Origin of the sequence: Thauera sp. GDN1, from assembly GCF_029223545.1 — a bacterium.
Taxonomy (GTDB): Bacteria; Pseudomonadota; Gammaproteobacteria; order Burkholderiales; family Rhodocyclaceae; genus Thauera.
In genome coordinates this window covers 3,811,355-3,828,046 of record NZ_CP097870.1, presented here as the reverse complement: position 1 = coordinate 3,828,046, position 16,692 = coordinate 3,811,355, and the positions used below count along the sequence as shown (strand labels likewise).

At 68.0% G+C, this 16,692-nt stretch carries 17 protein-coding genes; 10 read left to right on the top strand and 7 right to left on the bottom strand.

Features of this window, described 5'->3' with window-relative positions; genetic code table 11:
* Nucleotides 1-5: 5 nt before the first annotated feature.
* The 4 genes from CKCBHOJB_RS17760 to CKCBHOJB_RS17745 all read left to right on the top strand — a co-directional run bounded on the left by CKCBHOJB_RS17760 (nucleotide 6) and on the right by CKCBHOJB_RS17745 (nucleotide 4,210).
* The gene (locus CKCBHOJB_RS17760) at nucleotides 6-1,190 is read left to right on the top strand and encodes a toxic anion resistance protein (RefSeq protein WP_281049993.1); all 1,185 of its coding nucleotides are present in this window, start codon (nucleotides 6-8) and stop codon (nucleotides 1,188-1,190) included.
* 117 nt (nucleotides 1,191-1,307) lie between these two features.
* Nucleotides 1,308-2,123 carry an NYN domain-containing protein gene (locus CKCBHOJB_RS17755; RefSeq protein WP_281049992.1) on the top strand — a complete coding sequence of 272 codons (816 nt, stop codon included), beginning with the start codon at nucleotides 1,308-1,310 and terminating at the stop codon, nucleotides 2,121-2,123.
* Between the two features lie 297 nt (nucleotides 2,124-2,420).
* Nucleotides 2,421-3,023, top strand: coding sequence for a hypothetical protein (locus tag CKCBHOJB_RS17750; RefSeq protein ID WP_281049991.1), 603 nt, complete (start codon nucleotides 2,421-2,423; stop codon nucleotides 3,021-3,023).
* A 743-nt stretch (nucleotides 3,024-3,766) separates the two neighbouring features.
* Nucleotides 3,767-4,210, top strand: coding sequence for a DUF2703 domain-containing protein (locus tag CKCBHOJB_RS17745; RefSeq protein WP_281049990.1), 444 nt, complete (start codon nucleotides 3,767-3,769; stop codon nucleotides 4,208-4,210).
* A 41-nt stretch (nucleotides 4,211-4,251) separates the two neighbouring features.
* On the opposite strand, the gene CKCBHOJB_RS17740 is transcribed toward CKCBHOJB_RS17745, so the two are convergent.
* The 7 genes from CKCBHOJB_RS17740 to CKCBHOJB_RS17710 all read right to left on the bottom strand — a co-directional run bounded on the left by CKCBHOJB_RS17740 (nucleotide 4,252) and on the right by CKCBHOJB_RS17710 (nucleotide 10,814).
* The gene (locus tag CKCBHOJB_RS17740; protein ID WP_281049989.1) at nucleotides 4,252-4,587 is read right to left on the bottom strand and encodes a hypothetical protein; all 336 of its coding nucleotides are present in this window, start codon (nucleotides 4,585-4,587) and stop codon (nucleotides 4,252-4,254) included.
* 116 nt (nucleotides 4,588-4,703) lie between these two features.
* A complete protein-coding gene (locus tag CKCBHOJB_RS17735) occupies nucleotides 4,704-6,164 on the bottom strand; it encodes an alkaline phosphatase D family protein (RefSeq protein ID WP_281049988.1) in 1,461 nt (486 codons plus the stop codon).
* 58 nt (nucleotides 6,165-6,222) lie between these two features.
* On the bottom strand, nucleotides 6,223-7,446 hold the full coding sequence (gene hemW, locus CKCBHOJB_RS17730; RefSeq protein WP_281049987.1) for a radical SAM family heme chaperone HemW: 1,224 nt from the start codon (nucleotides 7,444-7,446) through the stop codon (nucleotides 6,223-6,225).
* Between the two features lie 29 nt (nucleotides 7,447-7,475).
* Entirely contained in the window at nucleotides 7,476-8,081 is a 606-nt protein-coding gene (gene rdgB, locus CKCBHOJB_RS17725) for an RdgB/HAM1 family non-canonical purine NTP pyrophosphatase (protein WP_281049986.1), read from the bottom strand.
* 106 nt (nucleotides 8,082-8,187) lie between these two features.
* The gene (gene rph, locus CKCBHOJB_RS17720; protein ID WP_281049985.1) at nucleotides 8,188-8,919 is read right to left on the bottom strand and encodes a ribonuclease PH; all 732 of its coding nucleotides are present in this window, start codon (nucleotides 8,917-8,919) and stop codon (nucleotides 8,188-8,190) included.
* 9 nt (nucleotides 8,920-8,928) lie between these two features.
* A complete protein-coding gene (locus CKCBHOJB_RS17715) occupies nucleotides 8,929-9,852 on the bottom strand; it encodes a PP2C family serine/threonine-protein phosphatase (RefSeq protein WP_281049984.1) in 924 nt (307 codons plus the stop codon).
* A gap of 11 nt (nucleotides 9,853-9,863) precedes the next feature.
* Nucleotides 9,864-10,814, bottom strand: a complete 951-nt coding sequence (locus CKCBHOJB_RS17710) for a serine/threonine-protein kinase (RefSeq protein WP_281049983.1) — start codon at nucleotides 10,812-10,814, stop codon at nucleotides 9,864-9,866.
* A gap of 94 nt (nucleotides 10,815-10,908) precedes the next feature.
* On the opposite strand from CKCBHOJB_RS17710, the gene CKCBHOJB_RS17705 reads away from it, so the two are divergent.
* The 6 genes from CKCBHOJB_RS17705 (at nucleotide 10,909) to CKCBHOJB_RS17680 (ending at nucleotide 16,673) form a co-directional block, all read left to right on the top strand.
* The gene (locus CKCBHOJB_RS17705; RefSeq protein ID WP_281049982.1) at nucleotides 10,909-11,775 is read left to right on the top strand and encodes a YicC/YloC family endoribonuclease; all 867 of its coding nucleotides are present in this window, start codon (nucleotides 10,909-10,911) and stop codon (nucleotides 11,773-11,775) included.
* Between the two features lie 30 nt (nucleotides 11,776-11,805).
* Entirely contained in the window at nucleotides 11,806-12,420 is a 615-nt protein-coding gene (gene gmk / locus CKCBHOJB_RS17700; protein WP_281049981.1) for a guanylate kinase, read from the top strand.
* Nucleotides 12,421-12,422: 2 nt separating this feature from the next.
* A complete protein-coding gene (rpoZ, locus tag CKCBHOJB_RS17695; protein ID WP_281049980.1) occupies nucleotides 12,423-12,638 on the top strand; it encodes a DNA-directed RNA polymerase subunit omega in 216 nt (71 codons plus the stop codon).
* Between the two features lie 17 nt (nucleotides 12,639-12,655).
* Nucleotides 12,656-14,863 (top strand): bifunctional (p)ppGpp synthetase/guanosine-3',5'-bis(diphosphate) 3'-pyrophosphohydrolase, encoded by a 2,208-nt coding sequence (locus CKCBHOJB_RS17690; RefSeq protein ID WP_281049979.1) that lies wholly within the window; start codon nucleotides 12,656-12,658, stop codon nucleotides 14,861-14,863.
* A gap of 75 nt (nucleotides 14,864-14,938) precedes the next feature.
* Nucleotides 14,939-15,127, top strand: coding sequence for a DUF3460 family protein (locus CKCBHOJB_RS17685; RefSeq protein ID WP_281049978.1), 189 nt, complete (start codon nucleotides 14,939-14,941; stop codon nucleotides 15,125-15,127).
* 109 nt (nucleotides 15,128-15,236) lie between these two features.
* Nucleotides 15,237-16,673: an exonuclease domain-containing protein gene (locus CKCBHOJB_RS17680; protein WP_281049977.1), complete on the top strand. Its 1,437-nt coding sequence runs from the start codon at nucleotides 15,237-15,239 to the stop codon at nucleotides 16,671-16,673.
* Nucleotides 16,674-16,692: the final 19 nt, after the last annotated feature.

Genomic DNA, 16,692 nt, shown 5'->3' with positions numbered 1-16,692 from the left:
CTGCAATGAGCTTGTCACTGCCCCCGATCGAGGACATCGCGCGCCAGGCGGTTCCGCCGCAGCCCGCGGACGCGCCCGAAGACCCCGAACTCGCCGCCACCGCCGACGCCTTCGTGCGCGACGCGCTCGCCACCGCCGAGGCCGAGCTCCACCGTCAGCGCGAGGCCGTCGACACCATGGGCATCGAGCTGCAGCGCCAGGCGGCGTGGCGCAGCGAGATGCTGCAGGCGCCGATTCGCAAGCTCGCCCACCAGGGCGACGAGGGCGGTCCGGTGGCGCAGGCCCTGCTCGCGTTGCGCGACAAGATGCAGGACCTCGACCCCGCGCGCCAGAAGCTGAGCGGCGAGGGCCTGTCGCGCGCGCTGTCCTTCATCCCCGGCGTCGGCAAGCCGATGCAGCGCTACTTCCAGAAGTACGAGAAGGCGCAGGACGCGCTCGACGCCATCATCCGCGACCTGCAGTCCGGCGCCGACATGCTGCGCCGCGACAACCTGACCCTGGCCGACGACCAGCAATCCCTGCGCGCCATCCTCGCCCAGCTCGAACGCCAGGTCGAACTCGGCCGCATGATCGACCGCCGCCTCGCCCGCGAGGCCGCCTCCGCCACGCTGCCCGCGCCGCGGCGCGCCTTCGTCGAGGAAGAGCTCCTGTTCCCGCTGCGCCAGCGCATCATCGACCTGCAGCAGCAGGTCGCGGTGAGCCAGCAGGGCGTGCTCGCGCTCGAGGTCGTGATCCGCAACAACCGCGAGCTGATCCGCGGCGTCGATCGCGCCATCAACGTCACCGTGTCGGCGCTCAACGTCGCCGTCACCGTCGCCCTCGGCCTGGCCAACCAGCGTCTGGTGCTCGACCGCGTCGCCGCGCTCAACCAGACCACCTCCGCGCTCATCGCCGGCACCGCGCAGGCGCTGCGCACCCAGGGCGTGGACATCCAGACGCGCGCCTCGTCCGCCATGCTCGACATGGGCCAGCTCGAACAGGCCTTCGCCGACGTGCTCGGCGCCATCGACGACCTGGCGCGCTACCGCCGCGATGCGCTGCCCAGGCTCGACGCCCAGATCGACCGCCTCGCCGGTCTCGCCCGCCAGGGCCAGGAGGCGATCCGGCGGATGGACGAGGGGAGCCGCGCGAATGAGGAAGCGCCGCCGTCCGGCGCGGCTGGTGCGGGGCGCCACGGCCCGGGGGCATGACCTCGCCCCCAAGCATGGCGCGTCGCGGCAGGGCGTACCTGACCGTGCGCCAAGCCTCGATACCTTTGGGAGCCTAGCGGCTATACTCGGTGCATAGTCGAATTCCATAGGTGCTACATGCAGCCGAAGACTGTGGTCCGTGTCGAAGCGGAAGAACCCGCCAAGCGTCTCGCCGTCCTCATCGACGCGGACAATGCCCAGGCCGGCGTCATCGAGGGCCTGCTCGAGGAGGTCGCCCGCTTCGGCGAAGCCACGGTGCGGCGGATCTACGGCGACTTCACCTCGCCCAACAGCGCATCCTGGAAGAAGGTCCTCAACCGCTACTCGATCAAGCCTGTCCAGCAGTTCGCCTACACCAGCGGCAAGAATGCGACCGACAGCACCATGATCATCGACGCGATGGATCTGCTCTACACCCGCCGCTTCGATGGCTACTGCCTGGTCACCAGCGACAGCGACTTCACCGGCCTGGCCGTGCGACTGCGGGAAGAAGGGCTGCTGGTGTATGGATTCGGTGAGCAGAAGACTCCCGAGGCATTCCGCAACGCCTGCCACAAGTTCATCTTCACGGAAGTGCTGCGCAAGCCGGCTGCCGCGGTTGAACCGACCGCGTCGGCGAACGGATCATCGCCTGCCATCGAGGCGCCCGAGGCGACGCCCGCGTCCGCACCCACGCTGGCGCGCCCGGCCTTTCCCACCGACTTCCTGATGGAGGCCCTGGAAAAATCCGCTGATGATTCCGGTTGGGCTCATCTCGGCACCTTCGGCAGTTATCTGCAGAAGATCCAGCCCGATTTCGATTCACGGCTTCATGGTTTCAAGAAGCTTTCTGATCTGGTGCGGGGTCGGGATGATCTGTTCCTCACCGAGGAGCGGGTTGCGCCGGGTGGAACCAGCAAGGTGCTCTATATTCGGGCGAAGAAGAAACGTTAAGGGTTGGGGCCGGGAGAATTACTGGACGTTTGGCTGGATGCGGCCACAAACAGCCAGTCGCCACCCGATCCGGATAGCGGCCATCTGGACGAGGCGGTATGCTCTCTGCCTATGCGCCAGATGGGGCATCAGCCCACTAAGCTGTAGGCTGCTGCGATTCCTGTCTTGTTGTCTTGCCTTGAGCGTGGTTCCTACATTTAAATAGTAACTCGCAGGACATTTTATTCGGCGTTCAGATGTTATGCGGAAAAACTGTCGCCAGAAAAAGGTTGACGAAAGCGTAAGGAATAGACTTTGATGGTCGCTGTCAGTAGAGAATCACAATTCGAAGGGCTATTGAAAGACGCGCCGGATCTTTTGTCATTGGTTGTTAAGGCGCACTATTCTATAGATCAGCTATTGAACATAGCACTGCTGGAGGCGTTGCCGAAGGCGGATGCAATTGAAATTGAACGCGTTGCTTTCTTGCTGAAAGTTGATTTCGCAACAGGACTAGGCATCTTAAGGAGAGATCTGCGCCCTGTATTCAATTTGATTAACACGATTCGAAATCGATTTGCTCACAATCCCTATACCGAATTCTCAGTTAAGGACGGCCTCGATGCAAAGAACGTCCTCCTTTCAAGGTCAGCTCCTGTTGTTCCTGACGAATTTAAAGATGAACAAGAGCCACGTGAAGTGCTAGAGACTCTCTTTGCAGTTGGATTCGTCAATATCGTGGTGGCTCACGAACGACTGTGTATCCGTAAAGCGGAATCACACGTTGCAAACCAAATGGCTGTCGAAACTTTGTCCGGAGCGCGAGCCTCGGAGCGTAGGGAACTTTCCACTCAGGAGCGCTTTGAGAGACGCTTAAAGCTGTACTTAGAAGAGCGCCACCCTGAAATAAAACATGGCTAATATTTCGTTCGACATGGGCGCCTCCGGCGCCGTTCAAATTTGACATTAGCGGGCTTTGGCCCTAAAAGTCTTGGAGTTCAAGGCTCATATAGAAGCAAGTATTGATATCTCGTTTGGGTTGGTGTTTTTGCTGTCGATATCCGCGGTCTATTTCAGCGCGATGGAGGTAAAGATGTTTGACTCAATCACCCTTGTTATTAGTTGCGTGGTTAGTGTTTGGTGCGGAGCAGCGTTCCTGCGGAGGCCTGTCGGTAAAAGCTCCAACCCAGACGAGGGATACATATGCGCCTAAATATGCTGCCTTCCAGGAGAGAACGCGGGAGGTTAAATTCCTCCCCTCCGCACCAATTCCCGTTGGCGGGTTCACCCGCTAACAATTCGCTCAAGTCGGACGTCTTTGGCTTCGCCAAATCCGCCGCTTAGCTCCAACGTTGAACGACAGCTTTCCCAAAGGCTCTACGGCTGCTCTGGGTCGAAAACCGCCTGCCCCGATCACGTAGGCCTTCAGCTCCAGCAATCGTGTCCGAGACATGAGGTGCGAAGCGGGTTGAGGGATTCGATGCCGGACCCGTCTCCTGTCGCCTGCCCGACGAGCAACAAGCCTTTTGACGGCGGGTCAAAGCTTTACGATAGTGAGGTCGTGCGAGGCTGACAGCATCGGCCGCCAGCGTTCCCCAGTGAACGGATCCCAGGCCGCCAGATCGTTTCAGCTTGGCGTCTGGCTCACGAGGACTTCGATCAAGATGAAGACCCTGAACATCCTGTGGCAGCGACTCGTCACGCCTGAAGGGGAGACCTGCGAGCGCTGCGGCGGCACGTACGACGCCATCGTCCAGGCCATCCCCAAGCTTCGGGAGGCGTTGCGGCCGCTTGGCATCGAGCCCGTTCTGGAAACGCGGGAGATCGCGCTCGACGCGTTCAAGGGCATGCCCTCGGAATCGAACCGGATCTGGATCGCCGGGCGTTCGATCGAGGATTGGCTGGGCGCGGGCGTCGGCAAAAGCACCTGCTGCTCGGCCTGCGGCGGCGCGGAGTGCCGGACACTGGAGGTCGGAAGGGTGAGCTTCGAGGCGATTCCGGAGCAGCTGATCCTCGAGGCCGCGCTGCTTGCCGCGTCCGCATCCCCGAGTGCTGACAAAGGAGGAGGTGGAGATGCAGGAAGTGCGAGCGATACGACCGGATCGTGAAGTCCTGACGCGCTGGGGCGCGAAGCTCGAGCATGAGGTGATCAGCGAAGCAGGTTCGTTCGCGATCCGTTTTGCTGCTTCTCGGAATCGGCTTTCGCTTGCGCGATCCTGATGTCTTCTTCCATCTTCTTTTTCGCGAAAGCAACGGCGAGCTTTACAGCCACGACCATCACGCCGCCAACCAGAATCAGCGAAAGCAGTGAAGCGCGATTGCCGGGATCTTGTTCTAGCGACTCCGCCCCCGGGCTTTGCTTGTCTTGCCTGTCGTGCGTTTGCACCTCAGCCCTTGCCTTTCCCTCTTGAGGTGTTGCGGCCACGGCCGCGCCGCTCGAAAGGAGGACACAAAGACCGATCAATGCGGCCGCCATGTGCTTCATGTGGAGTCTCATGCGTCGATCTCGTGCTTTTACATGTAATGAAAGGGTGAGTGGGGTCGGGTGCTGCATTTGATTGCCCCCGGGTTTTTGACATGGCCCGTGCCGGACCGGCGCGCTCACGGCGTGCGCAGCCGCGCGGCCGGAAATTCCGCCTGCCACAGGCGCGTGCCAGCGGCGTCCCACGCGGAGACGCGCAGCAGGCGCGCGCCGGCCGGCCCGGAGAACGCCAGCGTGCAGAAGTTGCGCTGCGTGACCAGCGTCCCGGGCACCTCGCGCACCGGGAAGGGCCGGGGATGCACGCGCGCGGTCAGCGGCGAGCAGGTCAGCTCGGTCAGCGGGTAGGTGCCGGGTCGCTCGCGCTCGGTCAGGTGGGTGTAGTGGATGTCGCCGGAGACGAAGAACACGCCGTCGATGCGCTGCGCCGTGAGCCAGTCGATGAAGGCCTGGCGCTCGGCCGGGAAGTTGTGCCAGCCCTCGCCGCCGCGCTGCTCGGGCGAGGGGCGGTCGCTGAGCATGCGGCTGCCGTTGGCGACCAGCTTGAAGGTGGCGCGCGAGTCGCGCAGCGCGCCCTTGAGCCACTCGAGCTGGGCCGTGCCGAGCATGGTCCGCGCCGGGTCTTCGCTGGCGTCGTCGTCGCGGTGGTAGCGGTCGTCGAGCAGGAAGAGCTCGACGTCGCCGAGCGGCACGCGGGTAAAGGTGCCGGCCACGTCGGGCAGGCCGTAGCCGGGATTCGCCCAGTAGTCCTTGAAATGCGCCAGCGCCGTCGCCTTGAGCGCGAAGTCGCGGTTGGCGTTGTTCGGGCCGTAGTCGTGGTCGTCCCAGATGGCGACGTGCTGGCCGGTGCGCAGCAGCCGCTGCAGCGGCGCGAAGCTGCGCGTGGCCGCCCAGCGCCGGTGCATGCGCGCGGCGGCCTCGTCCGCGCGCTCGAAGTCGCTGTCGCGGTAGTAGATGTTGTCGCCGAGCCACAGCATCACGTCGGGTCGCCGTGCGGCGACGGTGTCGAAGATCTCGAAGCCGGCGCCGAAAGAGTCCTTCGTGACCTCGTAAGGCGGGTCGGGGACGTAGGTGCACGAGGCGGTGGCGATGAGCAGCTCGCGCGGCGCGGCCGGATCCGCGGGGGCGGTGGTGAACGCGGGCGCCTCGCCGAGTTCGACCGGGGTGCCGTCGAGCAGCACGCGGTAGGCGTAGCGGGTGGCGGCCTGCAGGCCGTCGAGCTCGACGCGCGCGGTGAGGCCGCGCTCGGGGCTGGCGGCGACCGGCGTGCTGCGCTGTACCGCGTCGGGCTGCCCGTGCGGCCAGTACTCCAGCCGCACCTGAGCGGGGGCGTCGGTCATCAGCCATACGCCGACGCGTTCGGCCGTCGCCGGACCGGCCATCGGGCCGCCGGCCAGGGTGGCCGCGCTGGTGCCGGCCGCGTGCAGCGCCAGCAGCAGCCAGGGCAGGGCGAGGCGGCGCAGGGCGCGCCACGCAGGCGGGGAACGTCGAACGAGCCCGGTCTGCGGCTCGCCCGACGGGCCCGCGCTTGGCCGGATCGAAATGCAGGTAGTCGAGGTGCGCACGATAGTCCTGTTGGTCATGAATCAGGTGCCGGCACTGGCGCCGCCCTGTTCCCCGCTTTCCACCCGCCCGGGCGGCTCAATCGCGCAGAAACACCTGCAGCAACTCGTTCAGGAAGCGACGACCCTGCGCGGTCGGCCGCAGCTGGCCGTCCGCCGTATCGAGCAGCCCGCGCTCGCGCGCCTGCGCCAGCTCGTCGGTGATGGACTCGATCGGCACCCCGGTGCGCGCGGCGAACAGCTTCGCCGGCACGCCTTCGGTCAGGCGCAGCGCGTTCATCATGAACTCGAAGGGCAGTTCCGCCACCGACACCTCGCGCGCTTCCTGGATGAAGTCGCCGCGCGCCGCGCCTTCCAGATAACGCGTCGGATGCTTGTGGCGCATCTCGCGGCGGATGCCCTCGTGGCTGGAGAGCTTGCCGTGGGCGCCGGGGCCGATGCCGAGGTAGTCGCCGAAGGTCCAGTAGTTGAGGTTATGGCGGCTCTGCTCGTGCGGGCGGGCGAAGGCGGAGGTCTCGTAGTGCGCGAAGCCGGCCGCGGCCAGGCGGGCCTCGATCGCGTCCTGCATGTCGGCGGCGCTGTCGTCGTCGGGCAGCGGCGGCGGGTCGTGCGCGAAGGGGGTGTTGGGCTCGAGCGTGAGGTGGTAGCAGGACAGGTGCTGCACGCCGAAGCCGATGGCCGTCTCCAGGTCGGCGAGCGCCATGTCCAGGGTCTGGCCGGGCAGCGCGTACATCAGGTCGAGGTTCACGCGCTCGAAGTGCGTGCGTGCGGCGTCGATCGCGCGCCGGGCCTCGTCGCCGCCGTGGATGCGACCGATCTTCGCCAGCATGACGTCGTCGAAGCTCTGGATGCCGAGCGACAGGCGATTGACGCCGGCGGCGCGGTAGTCGCGGAAGCGCCCGGCCTCCACCGTGCCCGGGTTGGCCTCGAGCGTGACCTCGGCGAGCGGGTCGAGCGGCAGCAGCATGCGGATGCCGGTGAGGAGCGCATCGAGCGTGGCCGCCGACATCAGGCTGGGCGTGCCACCGCCGATGAAGACGCTGTGCACCCGCCGGCCCCAGACCTGGGGCAGGGCGTGCTGGAGGTCGGCGAGCACCGCGTCCACCCAGGCCTGCTCGGGGATGCCGCCCTCGCGCGGGGCGTGGGAGTTGAAGTCGCAGTAGGGGCACTTCTTCACGCACCACGGGAAATGCACGTACAGGGACAGCGGCGGCGGGGTTTCGAGCTGCGGACGTTCGGGCAGCGGCAGGGCGCGCGCAGGGATCGTGGCGGGGGTCAGCGGGATGATGCGGCGGGTGGTCACGGCGGGTGGTGGTTCCGGTGCGCTGTGGCTTACAGCGGATGCGAGGCGAGGCGGGCGAGCAGGTGGCGCATCGCGGCGCCGCGGTGGCTGAGGGTGTTCTTGAGCGTGGCGTCGAGTTCGGCCGCGGTCTGCTCCAGCTCGGGGACCCAGAACAGCGGGTCGTAGCCGAAGCCGCCCTCGCCGCGCGCGGCGGTGAGGATTTCGCCGTGCCATTCGCCGTCGGCGATCAGCGGGCGCGGGTCGTCGGCGTGGCGCACCAGCACCACGGCGGAGTAGAAATACGCGCGGCGCTTCGCCGGTTCGCCGAGGTGGGCGAGCTTCTCCAGCAGCAGCGCGTTGTTGCGCGCGTCGGACTTCGGTTCGCCGGCGAAGCGGGCGGAGATCACGCCTGGGGCGCCGTCGAGCGCTTCCACGCACAGGCCGGAGTCGTCGGCGACCGCGGGCAGGCCGGTGGCGGCGGAGGCGTGGCGGGCCTTGGCGAGCGCGTTCTCGACGAAGCTCGGGTGCGGTTCCTCGGCTTCACTCACGCCGAACACCGATTGCGGGATGACCTCGATGCCGAGCGGGGCGAGCAGGGCCTGCATCTCGGCGGCCTTCTTGGCGTTGTTGCTGGCGAGGACGAGTCGTTTGCTCATGATTCGGGGCTCCTGGGGGCGGTGGCGCTGCGTTCGGTGCGTGGGTGTCGCGGCTGCCGCCGCTCCCACGGGGGCCGGGGAGCGAAAGCAGGGGCGTCGGCCGAAGTCAGGCGGAGAGGATGGCCGAGCGCACCGCGGCACGTTGCAGTTCGAACAGCCGGCGGCCGCCGAGTTCGGCGAGGTCGAGCAGGGCGTTGAGTTCGGCGCGCGAGAAGGCCGTGCCTTCGGCCGTGCCCTGGACCTCGATCAGGCCGCCGCCTTCGGTCATCACCACGTTCATGTCGGTGTCGCAGTCGGAGTCCTCGGCGTAGTCGAGGTCGAGCACCGGCACGCCCTGGTGGATGCCGACCGACACCGCGGCGACGAATTCGCGCATCGGGTTGTGGGCGAGCTTGCCGGCGGTGACCAGGCCGACCAGCGCGTCGTGCACCGCGACGCAGGCGCCGGTGATGGCGGCGGTGCGGGTGCCGCCGTCGGCCTGCAGCACGTCGCAGTCGACGATGACCTGGCGCTCGCCGAGCGCGCCGAGGTCGACCACCGCGCGCAGGCTGCGCCCGATCAGGCGCTGGATCTCCTGGGTGCGGCCGCTCTGCTTGCCCTTGGCGGCCTCGCGCGCGCTGCGGGTGTGGGTGGCGCGCGGCAGCATGCCGTACTCGGCGGTCACCCAGCCCTGGCCCCGGCCGCGCAGGAAGCCGGGCACGGACTCCTCGACGCTGGCGGTGCACAGCACGCGGGTGGCGCCGAATTCGACCAGTACCGAGCCTTCGGCGTGGCAGGTGAAGCCGCGGGTGAGGCGGACGTCGCGGAGTTGGTCGGGCTGGCGCTGGCTGGGTCGCATCGGGGTGTCCTATCGGTTCTGGTCGAATTTGCGGATGGTGGCGTTGATCTCGCGGATGGCGCGCTCGATCTCGTCCTCGTCGAGGCCGACGGCGGCTTCCGCACCCATGCTCGTCATGTCGAGCCGGGTGGTGAAGTCGTCGAGCGCCATGCTGCGGGTGGAGATCGCCTGCGCGCTCGCGGCACCGGTATTGTCCTCGTCGTGCCAGCACATGGCCACCATCGACAGGTTGTCGGCGGTGGTGCCGGCGCGGCGTTCGGACTCGTCGAGCAGGCCCGGCACGCCGCGGTTCAGGGGCATGGCGGTGAGGTGGATCAGCATGCTCTCGTCGCTGGCCGGGCCCCAGGCGCCGTCGCTGCACAGCGCGAGGATGTCGCCGTCGCGCAGCGGCGTGCGCGGCGAGTGCTCGACCTGCGGCGGCTGGTTGCCGCCGAGGCAGGAGTACAGCCGGTTGCGGCCGGGGTGCAGGAGGGCTTCGTCGGGCTGCAGCACGCCCTGGTCCACCAGCAACTGCGCGCGCGAATGGTCGCGGGTGCGGGCGACGATGTAGCCGCCGCGCATCAGGTACAGGCGCGAATCGCCGGCATGCGCCCAGTGCGCTGCGCCGTCCTGCACCACGCAGGCGACGATGGTGGTGCGCGGCGCTTCCGGCAGCATGCGGTCGAGCGCGTCGTCGAGGATCGCATGGTGCGCGCCGGTCAGCGTGCGCGACAGGAACAGCCCCGGATCGACCAGCCGCGGCCGCGCCTCGTTCCGGAAGGCCTGGGCGATGTGGCGGACGGCGAGCTGGGCGGCGAGTTCGCCGTGCTGGTGACCGCCCATGCCGTCGGCGACCACCATCAGCAAGGCCTCGCGCGAATAGCAGTGGGCGATGCGGTCCTGGTTGTTGCTGCGGCAGCCGACGCGGCTTTCCTGGTAGATCGTGAAACGCATGGCGTGCCTTTTCAGCTGCGGCCGATGAAGGACTTCAGGCGGCTGCCGAGGTCGGTGAACCAGTGCTCGGGCCGATCGGCCGCGGCATGGCGGTGGATCAGGGCCTTCTGCAGCGCATACACGCTCTGCGGCCGGTCGAGCGGGTCGAGCTGCAGGCACCAGTCGATCAGTTCCAGCAGCTGGGCGTCGTAGCGCCCGGCGTGGGTGCGCGCCAGCGGCTGCAGCGTGTCGGCCTTCAGGCGCTCGTCCGCCCGCGGCGGGGCGCGGCCGGTCACGCTCGCATGGAGGCTGGCGCCGACGCTGTAGATGTCGGTCCATGGACCGAGCCGCTCGCGCTTCTCGTACTGCTCGGGCGCGGCGTAGCCGGGGGTGTACATCGGCTTCAGTGCCGGCTGGTCCTCGGGCGACTTGGCGTGGCGGGCGGCGCCGAAGTCGAGCAGCACCGGCGTGCCGTCGGTGCGCAGGTAGATGTTCGAGGGCTTGATGTCGAGGTGCAGCAGCCGGTGCGAATGCACCTCGCGCAGGCCGTTGAGCAGGCGCGCGAACACCGCGCGGATCGGCATCTCGCCGAGCCCGCCCTGGTGCTTGCGGATGTGCTCGTGCAGGGTGCGCCCGCGCTCGAACTGCATGACCATGTACACGGTGCCGTTGGCGCGGAAGAAGTTGAGCACGCGCACCACGTTGGGGTGCATCAGCTTGGCGAGCGCGCGTCCTTCCTCGAAGAAGCACTTCATGCCGTAGCGGAAGGCGAGGCTATGCTCTTCCGGCACCTGCGGCTCGGTCTGGCCCTCGCGGCGCAGCGCGAGCGCGTTGGGCAGGTATTCCTTGATCGCGACCGGGGTGTCCTGGGCGTCGTAGGCCAGGTAGACGATCGAGAAGCCGCCCAGCGACAGCTGCCGCTCGATGCGGTACTGGTCGAGCTGAAAGCCCTGTGGCAGGGCGCAGTTGGCTTGAGACGGCATCTTCGGGAGCGCTAGAATCGCTGCTTTCGCGGTTTTTCAGACCTGATCGGACCCTGCAGTCTAATCGATGGGACAGGGTTCCCGGAGCGCCTATATGGTTCAAAGCATGACGGGTTTCGCAGTCCAGACGCGAGACCTGGGCAGTGTCAGCCTCCACCTCGAGCTGCGCAGCGTGAATTCGCGCTATCTCGACCTCGGTTTCCGCATCGTGGACGACCTGCGCGCGGCCGAGCCGGCGATCCGCGAGCGCATCTCGGCCCGCCTCGGGCGCGGCAAGGTCGAGTGCCGCCTGAATCTGCAGGCCGGCCACGCCGCGCCGCGCAACATGGCGCTGAACGCCGCGCTGCTCGACCAGCTCGCCGATGCCCAGGCCACGCTGCGCGCCCGTTTCGCCGACGCCGCGCCGCTGTCGGTCAATGAGCTGCTGCGCTGGCCCGGCATGCTCGCCGACGACAGCCTCGGCTTCGACGAGATGCTGCCGGCGATCGTCGAGCTCGCCAACGCCGCGCTCGACGACCTGGTCGAGACCCGCCGCCGCGAGGGCGAGAAGCTTGCCGACATGATCCGCGAGCGCGTCGCGCGCATGCGCGAGCTGGTCGCCACCGCGACGCCGCGCATGCCCGCGGTGGTGATCGAATACCAGGAGCGCCTGACCGCCAAGCTGCGCGACGCCGTCGCCGGCCTGGACGAGGACCGCATCCGCCAGGAAGTGGCGCTCTACGCCCAGCGCATCGACGTGGACGAGGAGCTGACCCGGCTCGTCACCCACCTCGACGAGGTCGAGCGCATCCTCAAGGCCGGCGGCGCGGCCGGCAAGCGGCTCGACTTCCTGATGCAGGAACTCAACCGCGAGGCCAACACCCTCGCCTCCAAGTCGCCCGCGACCGACATCACCGGCATCGCCATGGAGATGAAGGTGCTGATCGAGCAGATGCGCGAGCAGGTGCAGAACCTCGAATAGAGAACCAAGAACCCAAAGGAAAGCAGGCCGATGCCCGGAACCCTCTTCATCGTCACCGCGCCTTCGGGCGCCGGCAAGACCACCCTGGTGCGCGGCCTGCTGCAGCGCGATCCCCGCGTGCAGCTGTCGATCTCCTACACCACCCGCGCCCCGCGCCCCGGCGAGCAGGACGGGCGCGAGTACCACTTCGTCGACGTGGCCACCTTCCGCAGCCTGCGCGATCGCGGCGAGTTCCTGGAGTGGGCGGAGGTGCACGGCAACTACTACGCCACCTCCAGGGTCTGGCTCAAGGCGCAGATCGAGGCCGGCCGCGATACCCTGCTCGAGATCGACTGGCAGGGCGCGCAGCAGGTGCGCAAGCACTTCCCGGGTGCGGTGGGCGTGTTCATCCTGCCGCCGTCGATGGAGGCGCTCGAGTCCCGCCTGCGCGGCCGCAACACCGACAGCGACGAGGTCATCAGCCGCCGCCTGCTCGGCGCGCGCGGGGAAATGCGCCATGTCGCCGAATTCGACTACGTTATAATCAACGACGAAATCGATGCCGCGCTCGACGACCTGGTCGCCGTAGTGCGGGCTGCGCGTTTGCGTTGCGCCAACCAGCACCAGCGGCATCCCGAATATTTCGCCTTTCTCGAACAGGATTGAACATGGCCCGCATCACCGTCGAAGACTGCCTGAAAAGGATTCCGAACCGCTTCCAGCTCACCCTGGCCGCCACCTATCGCGCGCGCCAGCTCACTGCCGGCGGCACCGCACAGATCGACGTCGACCCGCTGGACCGGGACAAGCCCACCGTGATCGCGCTGCGCGAGATCGAGGCGGGCAAGGTCGGTCTCGAGATGCTGAACCGCGGCCAGGCCTGATCCCGCCCGGGGGTTGCATGAACACCGCAGAAGCGGGCCCAGCCCCCCAGCCTTTCCGCCCGCCGGTGTCGAGCGTGCTGTCGCTCGACTTCCAGCAGCTCAAGGCCAAGCTCCAGACCTACCTCAAGCCCGAGGACGTGGGCCGCGTCGAGGCGGCCTACCATTTCTCCGCCGATGCCCACGCCGGGCAGTTCCGCGTCAGTGGCGAGCCCTACGTCAGCCATCCGGTGGCGGTGTGCTCGCTGGTCGCCGACTGGCATCTCGACCCCCAGGCGCTGATCGCCGCGCTCCTCCACGACGTGATGGAGGACACCCACATCTCCAAGGCGGAGATCGCCGAGCGCTTCGGCAGGGTATCGGCCGAGCTGGTCGATGGCCTGTCCAGGCTCGACAAGATCGAGTTCCGCTCGCAGGAAGAGGCGCAGGCGGAGAACTTCCGCAAGATGCTGCTGGCGATGGCGAGCGACCTGCGCGTCATCCTGATCAAGCTCGCCGACCGCCTGCACAACATGCGCACGCTGGACCACATGCGTCCGGCCAAGCGCCGCCGCATCGCCAACGAGACGCTGGAGATCTACGCCCCGATCGCCAACCGCCTCGGCCTCAACGACCTGTTCCGCGAGCTGCAGGAGCTGTCCTTCCGCAACAAGTACCCGCTGCGCTTCGAGGTGTTGTCGAAGGCGATCCGCTCGGCGCGCGGCAACCGCCGCGAGGTGGTCGGCAAGATCCTCGCCAGCATCGAGGAGCGCCTGCCGCAGTGGGGCATCGCCGCCGAGGTGCAGGGCCGCGAGAAGCACCTCTACGGCATCTACCGCAAGATGGTCGAGAAGCGCCTGTCCTTCTCGCAGGTGCTCGACATCTACGGCTTTCGCGTCATCGTCAAGGACGTGCCGAGCTGCTACCTCGCGCTCGGCGCGCTGCACTCGATGTACAAGCCGGTGCCGGGCAAGTTCAAGGACTACCTGGCGATCCCCAAGGCCAACGGCTACCAGAGCCTGCACACCACGCTGATCGGGCCCTTCGGCATGCCGGTCGAGGTGCAGATCCGCACCCGCGAGATGCACCACATCGCCGAGACCGGGGTGGCCTCGCACTGGCTGTACAAGGAAGACGAGAAGACGCTGACCGAGCTGCAGCAGAAGACGCACTCCTGGCTGCAGTCGCTGCTCGAGCTGCAATCCACCTCGGGCGAGGCCACCGAGTTCCTCGAGCACGTCAAGATCGACCTCTTCCCCGGCGAGGTCTATGTGTTCTCGCCGATGGGCAAGATCTTCTCCATGCCCAAGGGCTCGACCCCGGTGGACTTCGCCTATGCGGTGCACACCGACGTCGGCAACCGCTGCGTGGCCTGCCGCATCAACGGCGACCTGATGCCGCTGCGCAGCGAACTGCGCAACGGCGACCAGGTGGAGATCATCACCGCCGCGCACGCCAACCCCAATCCGGCCTGGCTGTCCTACGCGCGCACCGGCAAGGCGCGCTCGCAGATCCGCCATTTCCTCAAGAACGCGCAGCAGGACGAATCGGTCGCGCTCGGCGAGCGCCTGCTCAACCAGGCCCTGCGCCCGCACGGGCTCACCCTGGGGCAGATCTCCACCTTCGCCTGGGACCGCTTCCTGCGCGACCGCGGGGTGCGCAACAAGAAGGACGTGTTCGCCGACATCGGGCTGGGCAAGCGCCTGCCGGTGATCGTCGCCCGCCGCGTGGCCGAGGCCCAGGACCTGGAGTCCGGCCGCCCCGACGTGGTCAAGCCCAAGCCCGCGGGCGCGATCACCATCCGCGGCTCGGAAGGCGTGGCGGTGCAGCTCGCGCGTTGCTGCCACCCGATCCCCGGCGACCCGATCATCGGCACGCTGCGCAAGGGCCAGGGGCTGGAGGTGCATACCCACGACTGTCCCAACGTGGCCAAGCTGCGCGGCGACCGTGGGCGCTGGGTGGACGTGGAATGGGAGCACGTGGTCGACGAGCGCATGTTCGACGTCGGCATCCGCGTGCTCAGCCGCAACTTGCGCGGGGTGCTGGCGCGGGTGGCGAGCGCGATCGCCGAGGAAGACTGCAACATCCAGAGCGTCAGTATGGAAAGCGAGCAGGGCGACTACACCGCGCTCAGCTTCACCCTGCAGGTGCATGACCGCATGCATCTGGCGCGGGTCATGCGCGCGGTGCGCCGGGTGCAGGAAGTCGTCCGCATCGGCCGGGTGAAGGCCGACGGACGCGTGGGCTGAGCGGCGCCGGCGCTGGTAGAATGCGGGCCGACCGCAGCGCAATGCGCGCCGCAATCACATCAACAGGGGCCCGACATGGCGATGTACGAATCCGATCACACGAAGTTCATGCGCGAGTGGATGGAGAAGCATCCGGAGCAGCGCGACGAGCAGAAGAAGGGCCGCGCCCTGTGGTGGGACAAGCCGCAGCGCGTCGACGAGCAGGAGCGTCTCGCCACCGCGCGCGTGCCGGTCAAGCCCTATTACTACGACGCGAACCGCTGAGCCTGCGCGCATTTCGCGCTGAGCCGGCAGCGCCTGCCCGCACGCCAGTGCGCCGCGTGCGCCGGCGGCCATTCGTGAGCGCGGTCCCCATCCTGCGCGGCGGGCCGGCATGAGCCTGCCGCGCCGACTGGCCATCATCGATGTCGAGAGCACCGGGGCGCATCCGGTGCGCGACCGCATCACCGAGATCGCCATCCTGCGCATCGAGGACGGCGAGGTGGTCGCGCGCTGGGAGAGCCTGGTCGCGCCCGGCCAGCCCATTCCGCCGCTGATCGAGCAGGTCACCGGCATCTCCGACGCCATGGTCGCCGACGCGCCGGCCTTCGAGGCGCTCGCCGACACCGTCGCCGCGCTGCTCGAAGGCTGCGTGTTCGTCGCCCACAGCGCGCGCTTCGACTTCGGGTTCATCAAGAACGCCTTCACCCGCATCGGCCGCGAGTTCGATGCGCCGGTGCTGTGCACCGTCAAGCTGTCGCGTGCGTTGTTCCCCGAGCATCACCGTCACGGCCTCGATGCGCTGATCGAGCGCCACGGCCTGGTCTGCGAGGCACGCCATCGTGCGATGGGCGACGTCGACGTCCTCTGGCAGTTCGTGCGCCAGGTGGAGGCGGCGTTCGCCCCCGAGGTCCTGGCGCGCGCCGCCGAGCGCGCGATGAAGGCGCCGGCGCTGCCGCCCGGCCTGCCCGAGGGCATGCTCGAGGCGGTGCCCGACGTGCCCGGCCTCTATCTCTTCCACGCCGCCGAGGAGCCGCCTGTCGACGGGCGGCGCGAGCAGCCGCTGTTCGTCGGCCGTGCGCAGAGCCTGCGCGCGCGGGTGCGCGAACATTTCGCGCCCAACGTGCGCAAGGGGCGCGATGCCGAGCTGGTGGCGAAGGTCAAGCGCGTGGAGTGGATCGAGACCGCGGGCGAGCTCGACACCTCGCTGCAGGAACTCGTGCTGCTGCGCGACCTGCGCCCGCCCTTCAACCGCCCGCAGGAGCCCGCCGACGGCGCCTTCGCGCTGCGCCTGCTGGCCAACCGGCGGCGGGCGCCGATGCACGAGGCGGTGCCGATCGCGGGCACCGATCCGGCCGGCTGGGCGGGCCTGTACGGCGTGTTCCGCAACCGCCGCGAGGCCGACAACCTGCTGCGCGAGCTGGCCATGCTGTATCGCCTGTGTCCGCGCCGCCTCGGCCTGGAGGGCGGCAGCGGGGCGTGCTCGGCCCATGCCGCCCGGCGCTGCGCCGGCGTGTGCGCCGGCCGCGAGTCGGCGGCCGAGCACGATGCGCGTCTGGCCGCGGCGCTTGCCGGCGTGGGGACGAAGCCCTGGCCGTGGCCGGGCGCGGTGGGCGTCGCCGAGCATCATCCGGCGAGTCCTTTCACCCGCGTCCACGTCTTCGACCGCTGGTGCTACCTGGGGAGTGTGGCCGACGCGGGTGTGGCGCGGGAGCTGGCGACGACCGCGGTGCGTGCCTTCGACGCCGACATCTGGCGCATCTTCAGCCGCTGGCTCGCCGTTCCGGCGCACCTGCAGCACATCCTGCCCCTGGCTGGGGGCGAGGCCTGAAACCTGCCGCGCGCAGATG

Excerpts from the sequence above, each read along its gene's own strand:
- CKCBHOJB_RS17760 (WP_281049993.1), top strand. The coding sequence starts at position 6 with ATGAGCTTGTCACTGCCCCCGATCGAGGACATCGCGCGCCAGGCGGTT.
- CKCBHOJB_RS17755 (WP_281049992.1), top strand. The coding sequence starts at position 1,308 with ATGCAGCCGAAGACTGTGGTCCGTGTCGAAGCGGAAGAACCCGCCAAG.
- CKCBHOJB_RS17750 (WP_281049991.1), top strand. The coding sequence starts at position 2,421 with ATGGTCGCTGTCAGTAGAGAATCACAATTCGAAGGGCTATTGAAAGAC.
- CKCBHOJB_RS17745 (WP_281049990.1), top strand. The coding sequence starts at position 3,767 with ATGAAGACCCTGAACATCCTGTGGCAGCGACTCGTCACGCCTGAAGGG.
- CKCBHOJB_RS17740 (WP_281049989.1), bottom strand. The coding sequence starts at position 4,587 with ATGAAGCACATGGCGGCCGCATTGATCGGTCTTTGTGTCCTCCTTTCG.
- CKCBHOJB_RS17735 (WP_281049988.1), bottom strand. The coding sequence starts at position 6,164 with ATGACCAACAGGACTATCGTGCGCACCTCGACTACCTGCATTTCGATC.
- rdgB (WP_281049986.1), bottom strand. The coding sequence starts at position 8,081 with ATGAGCAAACGACTCGTCCTCGCCAGCAACAACGCCAAGAAGGCCGCC.
- rph (WP_281049985.1), bottom strand. The coding sequence starts at position 8,919 with ATGCGACCCAGCCAGCGCCAGCCCGACCAACTCCGCGACGTCCGCCTC.
- CKCBHOJB_RS17715 (WP_281049984.1), bottom strand. The coding sequence starts at position 9,852 with ATGCGTTTCACGATCTACCAGGAAAGCCGCGTCGGCTGCCGCAGCAAC.
- CKCBHOJB_RS17710 (WP_281049983.1), bottom strand. The coding sequence starts at position 10,814 with ATGCCGTCTCAAGCCAACTGCGCCCTGCCACAGGGCTTTCAGCTCGAC.
- CKCBHOJB_RS17705 (WP_281049982.1), top strand. The coding sequence starts at position 10,909 with ATGGTTCAAAGCATGACGGGTTTCGCAGTCCAGACGCGAGACCTGGGC.
- gmk (WP_281049981.1), top strand. The coding sequence starts at position 11,806 with ATGCCCGGAACCCTCTTCATCGTCACCGCGCCTTCGGGCGCCGGCAAG.
- rpoZ (WP_281049980.1), top strand. The coding sequence starts at position 12,423 with ATGGCCCGCATCACCGTCGAAGACTGCCTGAAAAGGATTCCGAACCGC.
- CKCBHOJB_RS17690 (WP_281049979.1), top strand. The coding sequence starts at position 12,656 with ATGAACACCGCAGAAGCGGGCCCAGCCCCCCAGCCTTTCCGCCCGCCG.
- CKCBHOJB_RS17685 (WP_281049978.1), top strand. The coding sequence starts at position 14,939 with ATGGCGATGTACGAATCCGATCACACGAAGTTCATGCGCGAGTGGATG.
- CKCBHOJB_RS17680 (WP_281049977.1), top strand. The coding sequence starts at position 15,237 with ATGAGCCTGCCGCGCCGACTGGCCATCATCGATGTCGAGAGCACCGGG.